12 protein-coding genes are annotated in these 15,374 nt (G+C 66.4%); 7 read left to right on the top strand and 5 right to left on the bottom strand.

Annotated features, from left to right (window positions below):
- Positions 1-6: 6 nt before the first annotated feature.
- From HV765_RS19200 to HV765_RS19190, 3 genes are all read right to left on the bottom strand, one after another.
- Positions 7-1,314 (bottom strand): chloride channel protein, encoded by a 1,308-nt coding sequence (locus tag HV765_RS19200; protein ID WP_175170647.1) that lies wholly within the window; start codon positions 1,312-1,314, stop codon positions 7-9.
- A 161-nt stretch (positions 1,315-1,475) separates the two neighbouring features.
- Positions 1,476-2,918, bottom strand: a complete 1,443-nt coding sequence (locus HV765_RS19195) for a M81 family metallopeptidase (RefSeq protein ID WP_175170646.1) — start codon at positions 2,916-2,918, stop codon at positions 1,476-1,478.
- 31 nt (positions 2,919-2,949) lie between these two features.
- Complete coding sequence (locus tag HV765_RS19190) at positions 2,950-4,197, bottom strand: D-amino acid dehydrogenase (protein ID WP_175170645.1); 1,248 nt, start codon at positions 4,195-4,197, stop codon at positions 2,950-2,952.
- A gap of 397 nt (positions 4,198-4,594) precedes the next feature.
- Here HV765_RS19190 and HV765_RS19185 point away from each other — a divergent pair, with 397 nt between their 5' ends.
- From HV765_RS19185 to HV765_RS19155, 7 genes are read left to right on the top strand one after another with little or no spacing between them, the layout of a single operon-like run.
- A complete protein-coding gene (locus tag HV765_RS19185; RefSeq protein WP_175170644.1) occupies positions 4,595-6,034 on the top strand; it encodes a M81 family metallopeptidase in 1,440 nt (479 codons plus the stop codon).
- 57 nt (positions 6,035-6,091) lie between these two features.
- A complete protein-coding gene (locus tag HV765_RS19180) occupies positions 6,092-7,684 on the top strand; it encodes an ABC transporter substrate-binding protein (protein ID WP_054421102.1) in 1,593 nt (530 codons plus the stop codon).
- A 31-nt stretch (positions 7,685-7,715) separates the two neighbouring features.
- Complete coding sequence (locus tag HV765_RS19175; protein ID WP_175170643.1) at positions 7,716-8,651, top strand: ABC transporter permease; 936 nt, start codon at positions 7,716-7,718, stop codon at positions 8,649-8,651.
- A gap of 19 nt (positions 8,652-8,670) precedes the next feature.
- Positions 8,671-9,582 carry an ABC transporter permease gene (locus HV765_RS19170; protein WP_054421104.1) on the top strand — a complete coding sequence of 304 codons (912 nt, stop codon included), beginning with the start codon at positions 8,671-8,673 and terminating at the stop codon, positions 9,580-9,582.
- A gap of 9 nt (positions 9,583-9,591) precedes the next feature.
- Positions 9,592-10,665, top strand: coding sequence for an ABC transporter ATP-binding protein (locus HV765_RS19165; RefSeq protein ID WP_175170642.1), 1,074 nt, complete (start codon positions 9,592-9,594; stop codon positions 10,663-10,665).
- Positions 10,662-11,669 (top strand): ABC transporter ATP-binding protein, encoded by a 1,008-nt coding sequence (locus tag HV765_RS19160; protein WP_054421106.1) that lies wholly within the window; start codon positions 10,662-10,664, stop codon positions 11,667-11,669. Before HV765_RS19165 ends, HV765_RS19160 begins: the two co-directional genes overlap by 4 nt.
- Positions 11,654-13,111, top strand: coding sequence for an amidase (locus HV765_RS19155; RefSeq protein ID WP_175170641.1), 1,458 nt, complete (start codon positions 11,654-11,656; stop codon positions 13,109-13,111). Before HV765_RS19160 ends, HV765_RS19155 begins: the two co-directional genes overlap by 16 nt.
- Here HV765_RS19155 and HV765_RS19150 read toward each other — a convergent pair.
- Both HV765_RS19150 and HV765_RS19145 read right to left on the bottom strand, forming a co-directional pair.
- Entirely contained in the window at positions 13,054-14,298 is a 1,245-nt protein-coding gene (locus HV765_RS19150; protein WP_254600634.1) for an amidase, read from the bottom strand. The genes HV765_RS19155 and HV765_RS19150 overlap by 58 nt on opposite strands.
- Positions 14,295-15,287: a Bug family tripartite tricarboxylate transporter substrate binding protein gene (locus tag HV765_RS19145; RefSeq protein WP_054421108.1), complete on the bottom strand. Its 993-nt coding sequence runs from the start codon at positions 15,285-15,287 to the stop codon at positions 14,295-14,297. Before HV765_RS19145 ends, HV765_RS19150 begins: the two co-directional genes overlap by 4 nt.
- Between the last annotated feature and the right edge of the window lie 87 nt (positions 15,288-15,374).

Raw genomic sequence — 15,374 nt, 5'->3', positions numbered from 1 at the left:
GCGAATTCAAGCGGATTCAGGCCGCGGTGCGCGGGCGGCATCGGCGCTGCGGGCGGCGCGGGCCGCGCAAAAACGATGGGTTACCGCAGAGCCTGCCACAGCCAGGATCATCGGCACCAAAAAACCCTGATCCACGCGCGTGAATTCAAGAATCAGCACGATGGCCGTGAGCGGCATGCTCATGGACGACGCCAGAAACGCCGCCGCGCCAACGACGGCATAGGCGCCAGGCGGCCCGTCAGGCCAGGCCAGGCTCCACAGCCCGCCCAGCACAACGGCCATCAAGGCGCCGATGGCGATGCCCGGCGTCAGCAGCCCGCCGGACGCACCTGCGCGCAGCGAACTGGTGGTGATGGCCACCTTCAGCACGAGCAGAATCGCCGCCATGCCTATCGTCAGCTCGCTGCTAAAGCCCAGTTGCGCCGGCCCTTTGCCGTTGCCCAGCAACGCAGGCAGAAGCATCGCCAGCCCGCCGATCATGGTGAAATTCAACAAGGCCGTCACGGGCAGCCGCCATCCGCGTGCGGCGCGGCGGCGGGCGGCGGTGGTCAGCCGCACAAAGCCATACGCGGCGCAGCCAAACAGCGGCCCTGTCACGACGGACCAGACGATCAGGCCGGCGCTGACTGACATGTCGGGAACGAGGTACTGGATGTCGTTGCCCAAGCCCGCCCACGCCACCACGGCGCCGATGCAGCAGGTTACCAACGCCAACATGGCGGCGGGCCATGCGAAGGTGCCCAGCAACACCTCCAGCACGAAAAGCGCCGCGCCCAACGGCACGTTGTAGACCGCAGCCAGCCCCGCGCCCGCGCCGCAGGCGACGATCATCCGGTGTTGTTCGGGCGGCAGCCGCAGCCACGCTGCAAGCCGGCTGGCGGCCAGCGCGCCCACTTCTCGCGGAGCGACTTCGCGGCCCAACGGTGAGCCCAGCGCTACGGTGATGATTTGCAGTGTGGCGTGCGCCAGGGTCGTCATGGCTGGCATGCGCAGGGCGGGGTCTTGCACGGCCTGCGTCACGCTGACCAGCGGCCGTCCGTAGCGGTAGATCAGCCACCATCCGCCGCCCGCGATCAGCCCGCACAACATCAAGACACCCAAGCGCCGCTCGCCGCTGGCGGCCTGGACGCCTTCCAGGAAGGTCTCGTGGCTGATGATGTGATCCAGGCTGTAGCCATAGGCCACGTGCTGGACCGCGTGCAACAGCATGCCGAGCAACATGCCGCCCAGGCCGGCAAGCAGCCCGGTCAGCAGCGCGGCGGCGATAAGACGGGAGTGGAACTGCGGCGGAGCGGTGGCCGGGGCTTCAGTCATTTCAGGATGGCTCCTGTCCGGGGCGGGCGAATTCGCCCGGGAACGGTTCATGATGAAGCACTGTATGCCAACTGGCGTCAACGAATTGTGAACACGTGACGCTGTTAATACCAATGGATGACGCGGTCATTCCAAATCGAAAGGAGACCGCCAGGCGCGCCCTAGGCGATGGGCCATTTCGGCAGTCGGATCTTGCGGTAAGGCAGGCTGCGCCAGTCCGGGCTGGCGGAACCCGGCGCGGCCACGTACACCACGGCGCGCGCCAGGGGCGCATAGCGGGCGTAGAAATGATGCGCCGATTTCACGACGATGAGCCGTTGCGCGGTCAGATCGCAACCCAGCTGGGTGAAGAGGTCGGTGTGATAGGCCTGCGTGCGCAGCGACACCAGTGCGATCAGGATGCCGTCCGCGTCGACCAGCGCGCAATCACCCAACGCGATTTGCGTATTGGAGTTGCCGGTCATCATCATGTTGGCGTGCGTGGCCACCACGCGGCAGCGCGCGTCGACGGGCGCGCCTGACAGCGGGCCGACCTTTCCGCCGATGCGCAGATCCAGCTCGGCACCCACGCCCGCATCGAACGCGATGCGCGCGGCAACCGGGTCCCACATCGGGCCGAGCGCGGCGTTGCGGATGCCGCGCTCTCGCATGCGCGCCAGCAGATAGGTGGAGTCGCCGGCTGCGCCGCTGCCCGGGTTATCGGACCGGTCGGCCAGCACAATGGGTCCGCCATCGAACGCCAACGCTTCGTCCAGGGCTTCATCGACGCTGCGGTACGGCACCATCAGCTGTTCACGCATGCCGATCAGGTCGTCGGCAAGCGTGCGCGCAAGCGTCTGCGCGCGGGCCGCATCGCCGTCGGCATAGACCAGCACCTTCGTGCCCATCTCTGGCACATCGCCCGTGGCGAAACCCTGCGCCACCGAGATGGACAGAATGCCGTCGCGCCCTTCCAGCGCCTTGATGCGGCTGACGAAGCTGCGTGCCGGCTCGCGCATGGTGTGCATGGGCACGACCATGTCGCAATCGACCAGGGCGGGCACCGGATGTTGCTGGCGCAGGTGCGCTGCGTGGCACAGGTCCACGAGTTCACAGGCGCGCTCGTAGACGTCGATGTGCGGATACTCCTTGAACAGCACCAGCACCGTCGCCTGTTCCACCATCAGCGGCGTCAGGTGCGCGTGCGGGTCCAGCTCGGCGCCCACGATGACATCGGGGCCGACCAGCGCTCGCACGCGTTGCAGGATGTCGCCTTCGCAGTCGTCGTAGCCATCGGCCACCATCGCGCCATGCAGGCCCAGCAGCACCATGTCCACCGGCAGCGCGGCGCGCAAGTCGGCCAGCAGCTCGTCGCGCAGGGTTTCATAGGCGGCGCGTGTGGTGGTGCCGCCCGGCTGCGCCGAGGCCACCAAGCCTTCGATGACGGTCCATCCATATTCATCCGCGCGTTGGCGCGCGACCCACAAGGGGCCGCCGTAGAACGTCATGTGATCGGGGTGCGTGCCGGCCGGCAGATACTCGCGCGACGTGAAGGCGGCCAAGCCGGTTGGCAACGGCGAAAAGGTATTGGTTTCAGTGGCGAGTGCGCCGGTGAAGATACGCATGAGACGGCTCCAAGGCGCGCGCGGCGCCCGTTCAGGGTTGAAACGGCGCGGCGTCGATGGGCAAGGCGCTGCCGCTCATTTGCGCGGTCAACAAGGCCGCGCTGCCGCAGGCCAGCGTGAAGCCCAACGCGCCTTGGCCGATGTTCAGCCACAGGTTGCTGGCGGCGCGGCTCTTGCCAATAAGCGGCTTGCTGGTTGGCGTGGCGGGGCGCACGCCCGCCCAAGCCAACGCGCGCGTCAGGTCCAGCCGGGGAAACGCTTCGCCTACCTGACCCCGCAACGTCGCCAGCCGCGATGCGTCAACGTCCGCGTGCTTGGCGCCGATGTCGACCATGGCTGCGATGCGCAGCACATTGCCCAGGCGCGCGTAAACGATGCGCCGTTCGTAGTCGGTGACGCTGATGGCCGGGATATCGGCGGTGTCAGCGGTGATCGGCACGCTCAGGCTGTAGCCCTTGAGCGGGTAGAGCGGCACGCGCTGGCCCAACGCCGCCAGCAGCGGCCGGCTGCCGATGCCGGAGGCCACAACGAACGCATCCGCCTGCACGTCGCCCGCTTGAGTCTGCGCGGCGACAATGCGGCCGCGTTCGCGCCGCAAGCCTTGCACGCGGGTGTTCATGTGGACGCTTACGTTCCCCGCGCTGTGCAGCCGCTGGAATAGCGCAGCGGTAAAGCGATGGCAGTCGGCCGTTTCTTCGCTGGGGGTATAGACGGCGCCCGCAATGCGCGCGCCCATGCCGGCAAGGGCGGGCTCGGCCGCCAGCGTCTCGTCACGCGAGAGCACGCGCTGGTCCGTGCCGTGCTCGGCCTGGTAGCGCACCAGCGCGGCGGCCTTCTCCAGCTGCGCGGCGTCCCGAAACACGATGAGCTTGCCGGTTCGGGACAAGCCGAAATCCATGGGCGCTTCCGCCAGCAAGGCGTGCAAGGTGTCGCGGCTGAGATAAGACAGCGATAGCAATTGCGCGGTGGATGCGCGCGACACCGATGCGCGGCACGCCCGCAAAAATCCCGCCAGCCAGAACCATTGCGACGGGTCGAAGCGATAGCGCAATCGCAGCGGCGAATCGCGCCGGAACAACCAGCCCGGCATGTCCGCCAATGCGCCCGGGCCGGCAAGCGGCGCCACATAGCTATAGCTGAGCTGCCCGCCGTTGGCGAAGCTGCTGCCCAGCGCCGGCTCCGCGCGTTCGTCCACCAGCGTGACCTCGTGGCCCGCCCGCGATAGCAGGTGCGCCGTCGTAACGCCGACCACGCCCGCCCCAATTACGCATACCCGCATGACTCGCCTCGTAGGTTCAGGTAGGGCACGATTCTGAGCCGCGTGTGTGTGGCTGAGCAAATTCCAAAACACGCGCTATCCATAACCTTGCGATATGTGTGTGGCGACGCGTTGCCGCCCTATCGTTTTCCCTAGCGCACGCACACCTCTGGGGCATTTCCCCCGCTTTTTTCCCGAAAAACGCGCACACCATAACCTTGGGTTATCCATAGCCGCACGTTAGCTATTTGTGCCGCGGGTGCCCGGCCGCCGATGATCCGCATACGGAACGCAGCGCCACCTTGTTGACCAGGCAGGCGATGACGGATAACCGGCCTATACAAGGGGAAATGATGACGTCTTACCGGATCGCCGCGCGTGCCGCGGCGCTTGCGCCAGCCTGTCCGGGAGCGCAGCCATGAAGGTCTTCAGCGCCGGTCTTGGCACCGAGACCAACACCTTCGCGCCCATGCCCACCAGTCTTGCCGCCTTTCAAGAGCGCGACTACTACCCGGCGGGCACGCACCCCGATTCCGTCACCTTCGCAGGCGCGCCGCTCTATGTGGCGCGTTTGCAGGGCCGCGAAGCCGGCTGGACGCTGGTGGAAGGGTTGGTCGCTTCGGCACAACCGGGGGGCAACACGACGCGCGCCGCCTACGAAACCTTGCGCGACCAAATTCTGTCGGACCTGCGCGCCGCGCTGCCCGTGGACATGGTGCTGCTGGGCCTGCATGGCGCCATGGTGGCCGATGGCTACGACGACTGCGAAGGCGACATCCTGCAACGCGTGCGTGCGCTGGTTGGCCCCGATGTCATCGTGGGCGCCGAGCTGGACCCGCACGCGCACCTGACGCCGCTGATGGTGGAACAGGCGACGGTGCTGGTGCTATTCAAGGAATATCCGCACACCGACATCCGCGAACGCGCAGAAGACCTGCTGGCCTTGTGCCTGGACGCGCACGCCCGCCGCACGCGGCCTGTGGCGGCGCTGGTCGACTGCCAGATGATCGTGCCCATGCACACCACGCGCGAACCGGCGCGTGGCTTTGTCAGCCGCATCAAGGCGCTGGAAGGGCGCGACGGCATTCTGTCGATCTCGGCCGCGCAAGGCTTCGCCACCGGTGACGTGCCCGAGATGGGCACCAAGGTGCTGGTCTATGCAGACGGTGATGCGGCCGCGGCGCAAACGCTTGCACGCACGCTTGCCGACGAACTGATCGGCATGCGTGAGCAACTGATGGTGCCTTACCGCAGCGTGGATGAAGCGTTGGACGAAGCGTTGGCGTTCGATGGCGGCCCGGTAGTGTTGGCCGACCGGCCCGATAACCCGGGCAGCGGCGCGCCGGGCGACGCCACCTTCGTGTTGCGCCGCATGCTTGAGCGCGGCATCGCGAATGCGGCGCTGGGGCCCATGTGGGACCCGGTTGCCGCGCGCATCGCGTTCGATGCGGGCGTGGGCGCCGAGCTGGCCCTGCGCATCGGCGGCAAGGTCGGCCCGCTATCGGGTGACCCCGTCGACCTGCGTTGCACGGTGCTTGCCGTGCAGCCCGAAATGGTGATGACCGGCCTGTCTGGCGCGCCCGCGCCGATGGGCGACTGCGTGCTGGTCGAGGCGCAGGGCATCCAGATCGTGCTGACTTCCGTGCGCAACCAGGCCATCAATATGGATCTTTTCACGCAGCTGGAATGCGATCTGGCGGCCAAGAAGATCATCGTGGTCAAGTCCGCGCAGCACTTCCACGCGTCGTTCTCCAAAGTGGCGCGCCACATCATCTATGTGGGCGGCAAAGGCGTTGCCACGCCGGATTGGAAGACGCTGACGTATCGCAACATCCGGCTGCCGAAGTGGCCGCTTTAAGATCCTGCCGGCGCGAAGCCGCCGGCGAATCCACCAATTTGATGGGAGCCTAGTGCGATGAAAAACCGCCTGCTTTGCCTGTTCTCGACGACGACGCTGGCGCTGGCCTGCACCCTGGGTGCGGCAACCGCGCACGCGCAAGCCAATACGTCGCCCAAGACGTTGCGCATCGTGCCACACGCCGATCTGAAGGTGCTGGACCCCACCTTCACCACCGCCTACATCACGCGCAACTTCGGCTACATGGTCTACGACACGCTGTTCGCGATGGATACGCACAGCAAGCCGCAGCCGCAGATGGTTGAGAAGTACGAGGCCAGCGACGACAAGAAGACGTGGACGTTCACGCTTCTGCCCGGCTTGAAATTCAGCGACGGCCAGCCGCTGACCACGGCGGATGTCATCGCGTCGCTGGAACGCTGGTCGGCCCGCGACAACATCGGGCAGGCCATCACGCGCGCCGGCGGCAAATGGGAAGCGCTGGACGACACGCGCTTCAAGCTGACGCTGACCCAGCCCTTCGACATGGTGCTGGACGGCTTGGCGAAGGTGTCCAGCTACCCCGCGTTCATCCTGCCCAAGCGCCTGGCGTCTCAGCCGGCGACCCGCCCCTTGACCGAAGTGGTGGGCTCTGGCCCTTACGTGTTCAAGCGCGATGAATGGGTGCCGGGCAGCAAGATCGTGTTCGAAAAGAACCCGCACTACATCGGCCCCAAGGCGCCCGCAGACGGACTCGCAGGCGACAAGACGCCGCACATTGGCCGCGTGGAATGGCGCGTGCTGCCCGACTCCAACAGCGCAACGGCCGCACTGACCAACGGCGAAGTCGACATGATCGAGCAGGCGCCCGCCGATTACATCGACGCATTGCGCGCCAACAAGAACGTGAAGATCGGCGTGTTGGAACGCGCTCAGGGCTACATCATCCTGAACCAATCCATGCCGCCGTTTGACAACCCGAAGGCGCGCCAAGCCATTGCGCATCTGGTGGATCAAGACAAGTTCACGGCCGCCATGGGCTACCCGGACGACTTGCGCATGAAGTACTGCGCCACGGTCTTCATCTGCGGCGGCCCCAACGACAGCACGGCCGGCGCGGCGCCTTACGCCAAACCCGACCCGGCGCTGGCCAAGAAGCTGCTGGCCGAAGCGGGCTACAAGGGCGAGAAGCTGGCGATTCTGTTGCCGACCGATCTGGCCTATCTGAATTCCGCCACGCTGGTCGCCATTCAGGCCTTGCAGGACATCGGCGTCAACCTGGACATTCAGTCGATGGACTGGGCCACGCTGACCGCCCGCCGCGCCCGCAAAGAAACGCTGGACAAGGGCGGCTGGAACATCTTCCTGTCGGCGGCCTCCGAGTTCAACGTGGACTCGCCCATCAGCAACACGTATCTGGGCGCGGTGTGCGGCAACAGCCTGCCGGGCTGGCCGTGCGACAAGAAGCTGGATGAGCTGCGCGAGCAGTGGATTTCCGCCACCAGTTCGGACGAGCGCAAGCGCGTGCTGGATCAGTTCCAGGAACGCGTCTACGAAGTCTTCCCCGTGATTTCCATCGGCCAGTATTCGCGCGCTTTCGCCGCGCATAACAGCCTGAAGCACGCGGACAAGATCTGGAGCTTGCCGAACCTTTGGGTGCTGGACAAGTAGTCCGCCGCCGTTACCGATACGCGAGACAACTATGGGTTACATCATTCGGCGCGTGCTGGCCATCGTGCCTGTCATGGCGGTGGTGGCAGTGATCGTGTTCCTGCTCATCCACCTGTCGCCCGGCGACCCGGCGGCGTTGATTGCCGGCGACTTCGCCACTGCCGAGGACATCGCCAAGCTGCACACGGCGCTGGGCCTGGACGAGCCGCTGTGGCGCCAGTTTGGCCTGTGGGCGGCCAAGCTGATGCAGGGCGATCTTGGCACCTCCATCTTCACTCAGGTGCCGGTGACGCAGCTGTTGTCGCAGCGGGTGGAACCCACGTTGTCGATTGCCGCCATCACGATGCTGGTGTCGATTCTGGTGGCGGTGCCGCTGGGCGTGCTGGCGGCCTACCGCGCCGGCACCTGGATCGACCGCCTGGTGATGTTGTTCGCGGTGCTGGCGTTTTCGTTGCCGGTGTTTCTGGTGGGCTACCTGCTGATTTACGGCTTTGCCGTCAAGTTGCAGTGGCTGCCGGTGCAGGGCTACGTCAGTTTGTCCCAAGGCGTCGGGCCGTGGCTGCGCAACCTGACCTTGCCGTGCATCAACCTGGCATTGGTGTACATCGCGCTCATCACGCGCATGACGCGGGCGACGGTCGTCGAAGTGCTGCACGAAGACTACATCCGCACGGCGCGCGCCAAAGGCCTGGCGGTGCTGCCGGTGCTGGAGCACGCGCTGCGCAATGCCGCCATTCCCATTGCGACAACGGTGGGCGTGGGCATCGCGCTGCTGATTGGCGGCGTGGTCGTGACCGAAACCGTGTTTGCCATTCCGGGTATTGGCCGGCTGGTGATCGACGCCGTTCAGCATCATGACTATCCGGTGATCCAGAGCGTGCTGCTGATTTCGGCCGGCGCCTACGTGCTGATCAATCTGTTGATCGACCTCAGCTACCGGCTGTTCGATCCGCGTATCCGCTATTGACCCGCCGCGGGAGAACACCATGTCTGATAATTCCCTTTCCAACGCTGCGGCCCCCGCGCCCGCAGCGCCCATTCTGCTGCACGAGGCCTTGACGGCCAGCGGCCGGCGCTGGCGCTGGGTGCGCAAGCATCCGACGCTGATCATTGGCTTGGTGCTGCTGCTGATCGTGGCGGGCCTGTCGATTGCCGCGCCGTGGATCGCCACGCACAACCCCATCACGATCAACCCCTTGCAGCGCTTGAAGCCGCCATCGGCACAGCACTATTTCGGCACCGACGCGATGGGCCGCGATGTGTTCAGCCGCGTTGTGTGGGGCGGGCGCGTGTCGCTTGTGGTGGCGATTGTGGTTGCGCTGGTGGCCACGCTGTTGGGCGTGGTGCTGGGGCTCTTGGCCGGCTTTGTGCGCTGGGCCGACGCCATCATCATGCGCATCATGGACGGCATGATGGCCATCCCCGACATCCTGCTGGCCATCGCCTTGATGGCGGTGATACGCGCCAGCCTCACGACGGTGATCATCGCCATTGCGATTCCGCAGGTGCCGCGTGTGGTGCGGCTGGTGCGTTCGCTGGCGCTGACGCTGCGCGAACAGCTGTACGTGGAAGCGGCGCACGCCATCGGCACGCGTCTGCCGGTGATCCTGCGCCGGCATGTGTTGCCGAACATGGTGACGCCGCTGGTGGTGCAGGCCACGTTCATCGCGGCCACCGCCGTGCTGACCGAAGCGGTCTTGTCGTTCCTGGGCGTCGGCGTGCCGGCGCAGGTGCCCAGCTGGGGCAACATGATGGCCGACGCGCGCAACTATGTGGCCGTGGCGTTCTACACCATCCTGTACCCGGGCATTCTGCTGGCCATCACCGTGCTGGCGATCAACCTGATGGGTGACGGCCTGCGCGATGCGCTGGACCCGCGCCTGACCAACCAACGCTAGGAGGACGCCATGGCCCTATCCCCCGCCACCGCCGTCGCCCCTGGCGACGTGCTGCTTGAAGTTGATAATCTGCGCACGTACTTCGATACCGTTTCGGGTACCGTCCGGTCGGTTGACGGTGTGTCGTATCAAGTCCAGGCCGGCCGCACGCTAGGCGTGGTCGGTGAGTCCGGCTGCGGCAAGAGCGTGACGGCGCTGTCAATTCTGAGCCTGGTGCCAACGCCGCCGGGCCGGTTCGCCGGCGGACAAATCCGTTATCGCGGCACCGACCTGCTCAGCCTCACGGAAAAGCAGATGCGCCAGATTCGCGGCAACCGCATCTCGATGATCTTCCAGGAACCGATGACGTCGCTGAACCCGGTGCTGACCGTGGGGCGGCAGATTGCCGAGACGGTGATGGTGCACCAGAAGCTGGGCCGCCGCGACGCGTACCGGCGCGCCGAAGAGATGCTGCGCCTGGTGCAGATCGCCGAGCCGGAACGCCGGGTGCATGAGTACCCGTATCAGTTGTCGGGCGGCATGCGGCAGCGGGTAATGATTGCGCTGGCGCTGGCCTGCAACCCCGAAGTGCTGATTGCGGATGAACCCACGACCGCGCTGGATGTGACGATTCAGGCGCAGATCATCGACCTGCTGCGCAACTTGCAGAAGACGCTGGGCATGGGCATCGTGCTGATCACGCACGACCTGGGCGTGGTGGCGGAATGCTGCGACCGCGTTGCGGTGATGTACGCGGGGCGCAAGGTCGAGGAAGCCTCGGTGACGGAATTGTTCGATACCCCGTTGCATCCCTACACGCGCGCGCTGATGGGGTCGATGCCGTCGATGAATGCGTCCACGCAGCGTCTGGCGGAGATTCCCGGCATGGTGCCCGCGCCCAGCGAGTTGGGCAAAGGCTGTAGTTTCGCGCCGCGTTGCACCTACGCCACCGAGCGCTGCCGGGTCGAAGCGCCCGAGCTGTCGTCGCACGGCGCGGATCATGTGGTGGCCTGCCATGAGGTGGCGCGCGTGCTGGCGCAGCCTGCTCTGCAAGCCCTGTCGTCCCCTGCCAACCCTGCCGCCCTGAACGGAGTGCAAGCATGAGCGCCCTGACGCAACAACCGGCGCCGGCTTCGCCTTTGCTAGAAGTCCGCGACTTGAAGATGCACTACCCCGGCGCGGGCGGCTGGTTCAAGCCGCGCCGCAAGGTCATCCAGGCGGTGGATGGCGTGTCGTTCAATGTGGCGCGAGGCGAAACGCTGGCGCTGGTTGGTGAGTCCGGCTGCGGCAAGACGACCACCGGCAAATCCGTCTTGCGGCTGATTCAGCCGACATCCGGCTCGGTCAAACTGGAAGGCGAAGAGATCCTGGCGCTGACGCCGGAGCAGATGCGCAACCGGCGGCGCGACATGCAGATCATTTTCCAAGACCCCTACGCGTCGTTGAACCCGCGCATGACCGCGGGCGATATCGTGGGTGAGCCGCTGCGCAACTATCCGATGCCGGGTGGCCGTGCGCGCGTGGACGAGCTGGCCTGGCTGTTCGGCAAGGTCGGGCTGCGTCCGGAAGCCATGAAGAAGTTTCCGCACGAATTTTCGGGCGGGCAGCGGCAGCGGCTGGGCATTGCGCGGGCGCTGGCGCTGCGGCCCAAGCTGATCGTGTGCGATGAACCGGTATCGGCGTTGGATGTGTCGGTGCAGGCGCAGGTGATCAACTTGCTGATGGACTTGCAGCAAGAGATGGGCATCGCCTATCTCTTCGTTGCGCACGACCTGGCCGTGGTGCGCCACATCAGCCACCGCGTGGCCGTGATGTATCTGGGCCGCATTGTTGAAGTGGCTGACCGCGATACGCTGTTCTCGCAGCCGCGGCATCCCTATACCGAGATCCTGCTGTCTGCCGTGCCCGTGCCCAACCCGCACAAGCCCGCGCAACGCAAGCTGCTGCAAGGTGATCCGCCCAGCCCCGCGAACCCGCCCAGCGGTTGCCGCTTTCATACGCGCTGCCCGCTGGCGCAGCCCATTTGCCGCGAGACGCAGCCCGCGCTGACCGAACGGCCCGTTGCATCGGCCACGGGTCAGCAATGGGTGGCGTGCCATTTCCGATGAACCGGCCGGGCTTGCTGGCGGGGCCATTGCCCGATGGCGACGCGGTATTCGGGCAGCCGGTCGCCGCGTTGCAAGCGGCGATGGCGGCGGGCAGCTTGACTGCGGCCGATCTGGTGCGCGCCTATCTGGCGCGCATCGCCGCTTATGACCCGCACGGGCCTGCGCTCAACGCCGTGCTGGCGATCAATCCGCACGCCGCGGACGAAGCCGCATTGCGCGACGCAGAGCGGCGCGCGGGGCAGCGGCGTGGCCCGCTGCACGGCATTCCTGTTCTGATCAAAGACAACATCGACGTCGTGGGAATGCCCGCCACGGCCGGCTCGCGGGCCTTGGCGCAACGGCGGCCCGAGCACGATGCGGACGTCGTGCTGCGCCTACGTAAGGCGGGCGCGATCGTGCTGGGCAAGACCACGCTGCACGAGCTGGCTTGCGGCATCACCAATGTGTCGTCCTTGTCCGGCCGGACGCGCAACGCGTATGACGCGGCACGCGTGCCGGGCGGGTCCAGCGGCGGCAGCGCGGTAGCGGTGGCGTCAAGCTTTGCGGCGGTGGCGATCGGCAGCGACACCAGCGGTTCCATCCGCATCCCGGCCGCATTCAACCAAGTGTGGGGCTTGCGTCCGACGGCGGGCCGTTGCAGCACCGCAGGCGTGGTGCCGCTGTCGCCTACGCTGGATACCGTAGGGCCGATGGCGCGGTGCGCGGATGATCTGGCGGTCTTGTGGTCAGTGATGGCGGGGCCGGATGCGGGAACGGCGAGCGCGCCTCGGGCCGGTTCGCCGTGGCGCATCGGCATGCTTGATGCGCTTTACGGCGGCGCGGAGCAAGAGCGCGACGTGTCTGATCACGTGCGCGCCGCCTTGACGCGCATGCAGGCGAACGGCGCGCACGTTCAGCCCGTGTCGATGGCGTTGGATGATGCGCGGCTGGCGGCCGCGAATGTCACCGGCTACGAGTTCCGCGATGCGCTTGCCGAATGTCTGCGTGATGTCGGGTTGCCGGTGCGCAGCCTGGACGACATCCTGGACGGCGCGTATCCGCACCCGGAAGTCGTGGCGATTTTGCGCGAGCGTAATGCCGTGCGCGATGCGGACGGCAGCGCACGTCAAGCCGCGCTTGACCGTGCGCACGCGATTCGCGCGGACGTCTTGGCGGCGCTGGCATCGGGGTCGCTGGACATGTTGGCCTACCCCAGCGTGCGCGGCGCGCCCGTGCTATTGGGCGAGCCGCAACGCGGCGGCAATGGCTTGCTGGCCGCCGTAACCGGCTTGCCGGCGTTGAGTGTGCCGATCGGGTTTACGCCAGGCGGCATTCCGGTCGGCTTGGAGCTGCTAGGCGCTGCGGGCAGCGAAGCGATGCTGATCCAAGCCGCGCGTGGCTTGGATCAGGGTGCAGGCGCCGGCAATGCTTGCTGGTCTGCCGCCCACGCCAGCAACGCGTGATCCTGATCCGGGCGTGCGACCCATTGCACGCCGACGGGCAGGCCGCTGGCGGTCTTGCCCGTAGGCACGTGCAGCGCAGGCCAGCCCAGCAGCGACCAGACGCGGTTGAACACCGACGACCCTGTCGACTGCAAGCCTTCCGGCGCGGGGCCGGGCGCGCTGGGCGTGAGGATGACGTCAACGTCGGCAAAGCGTTCCAGCCAATCCCGCGCCAGGCGGTCGCGCGTCTGCTGGCATTGCACGTACTCCGCGTAAGGAATCGCCAAGCCCAGCGTCACCGCATCCCGCAAAGCAGGCGATAACTGGTCCGCCTGCGGGCTGTGTGCAACCGGCAGCATGGCGCGCGCCAGTTCGGCGTGCATGATCCGCGAATGCAAGTGCAAAAGTTCCTTCAGGTCGGCGTCGTATCCGGGCGTGAAGAGGGTAGCGCCCTGCTGACGCAAGCGCGTTGCCTCGTCTTCCAGCGCTTGCCGCGATGCGGATTCCAGCGTTCCGATGCCGTCACAAACGAGCACGGCAACGCGCGGCGCGCGCGTGGGAACAATCAGCGGCGCGAGCGAGGGGACACTCAGCGCCGCGCGCGTGGTCGCAACCCGCGGCGCGTCCTGAGGCAGCAACACCGACGCCACGGTTTGAGACTGCGCCACCGTGCGGCTGAACCAGCCGATGGTGTCGAGCGAATCGCACAGCACCGTCATCCCTTGCCGGTGCACGCGGCCGAAGGTGGGCTTGAAGCCCACCACGCCGCAGAACGCCGCCGGACGGATCATGGACCCGCCGGTTTGTGTGCCCAAGGCGATATCGACCATACCAGCGGCGACGGCGGCCGCCGAACCGCTGGATGAGCCGCCGGGCGTGTGCGAGGCCCGGTGAGGGTTGCGGGTGGGCCCGGGTGACACGTACGCGAATTCCGCCGTGACCGTCTTGCCGATGGGAACCGCACCGGCTGCGCGCAGCTGCGCGACGCAGCTGGCGTCCCACCGCGCGGGGTCGGAAGACGTGGCGGGCGAGCCGCAACGGGTGGGCATACCGGCCACGTCAATCACATCCTTGACGCCGAATCCCACGCCCGCCAGCGCACCCGTGGCGGGCGCCGCATCGTAGGGCTCGGCCAGCCATGCCCAGGCTTGGATGGCGTCGTCCCGCTCCGTGCTGCGAGACCATGCGGCGTGCGCTTTCCGCATCATTGAACCTGGATCTGCTTGTGGCGGATCAGTTGCGTCCAGCGCTCGCTTTCGCTGGCGATGAAGGCGCTGAACTGTTCGGGCGTACCGCCTGCAACTTCACCCCCTTGTGATTCGACGACGTCACGGTACTGCTTGTCTTGCAGCGCGCGGTTGATGTGTTCGTTCAGCGTCTTGATCACATCAGGCGGCGTGCCGGCAGGCGCAACCACGCCGAACCAGTTCGATACCACCATGTTTGGCAAGCCCAGTTCCTTGAACGTCGGCACATCGGGCAGGCCCGGCACGCGCTTGTCGGCCGCAACGGCAAGCATCTTGATGCGCGGCGTGGCGCCGGTGGCATGCGGTAGGAACAGGCTGGGCAGTTCGATGTAGAAGTCCACATTGCCGGCGATCAAGTCATTGACCGCGGGCGCGCCGCCTCGGTACGGCACGTGGGTGGCGTTCATGCCGGCCTGCTCCTTGAACAATTCGGTGCTCAGGTGCGAAGCGCTGCCCGCGCCGGTAGAGGCGTAGTTCAGCTTTTCCGGATTGCGCTTGGCGTCATCAATCAGCGCGGCCGGATTGGCGTAGGGCGACTTGTCGTTCACGCCCAGCGCCATCGGCCCCCGTTCAATCAGGGCGATGGGCGCCAGGTCCCGTGCCGGATCGAAAGGCATGGTGTAGAGCGCTTTGTTGACGGCGAGCGGCGCGAAGTTGCCCAGGCCGATGGTGTAGCCGTCGGGCTTGGCGGTGGCGATTTGCCCGGTGCCGATGTTGCCGCTTGCGCCCGGCTTGTTGTCCACCACGACGGGTACGCCGAGTGAGTCGCTCAGCTTCTGGGCCAACTGGCGCGAGCGCGTGTCCGAACTGCCGCCTGCGGCGTAAGGCACGATGAATTTGATTGCCTGCGTGGGATACGCGGCTTGCGCGTGGGCGCTGGCCGAGGCCAGCGACAGGCTGGCGGCAAAGGCGCCGGCCAGCAGTTTGATGGTTGCGGTTGTCGTACCCATGGCACTCCCCTGATGGTCAGGGGAATTCCCCTGCTGTTGATTTGTCAGCGCATAGTAGGAAGCGGCGATTAGGTTGTCTAATACCTT

The organism is Achromobacter kerstersii (assembly GCF_902859595.1).
Classification (GTDB): Bacteria; Pseudomonadota; Gammaproteobacteria; order Burkholderiales; family Burkholderiaceae_B; genus Achromobacter; species Achromobacter kerstersii.
The sequence above is the reverse complement of the archived record's forward strand: the minus strand, read 5'-3'. Positions and strand labels throughout refer to the sequence as shown.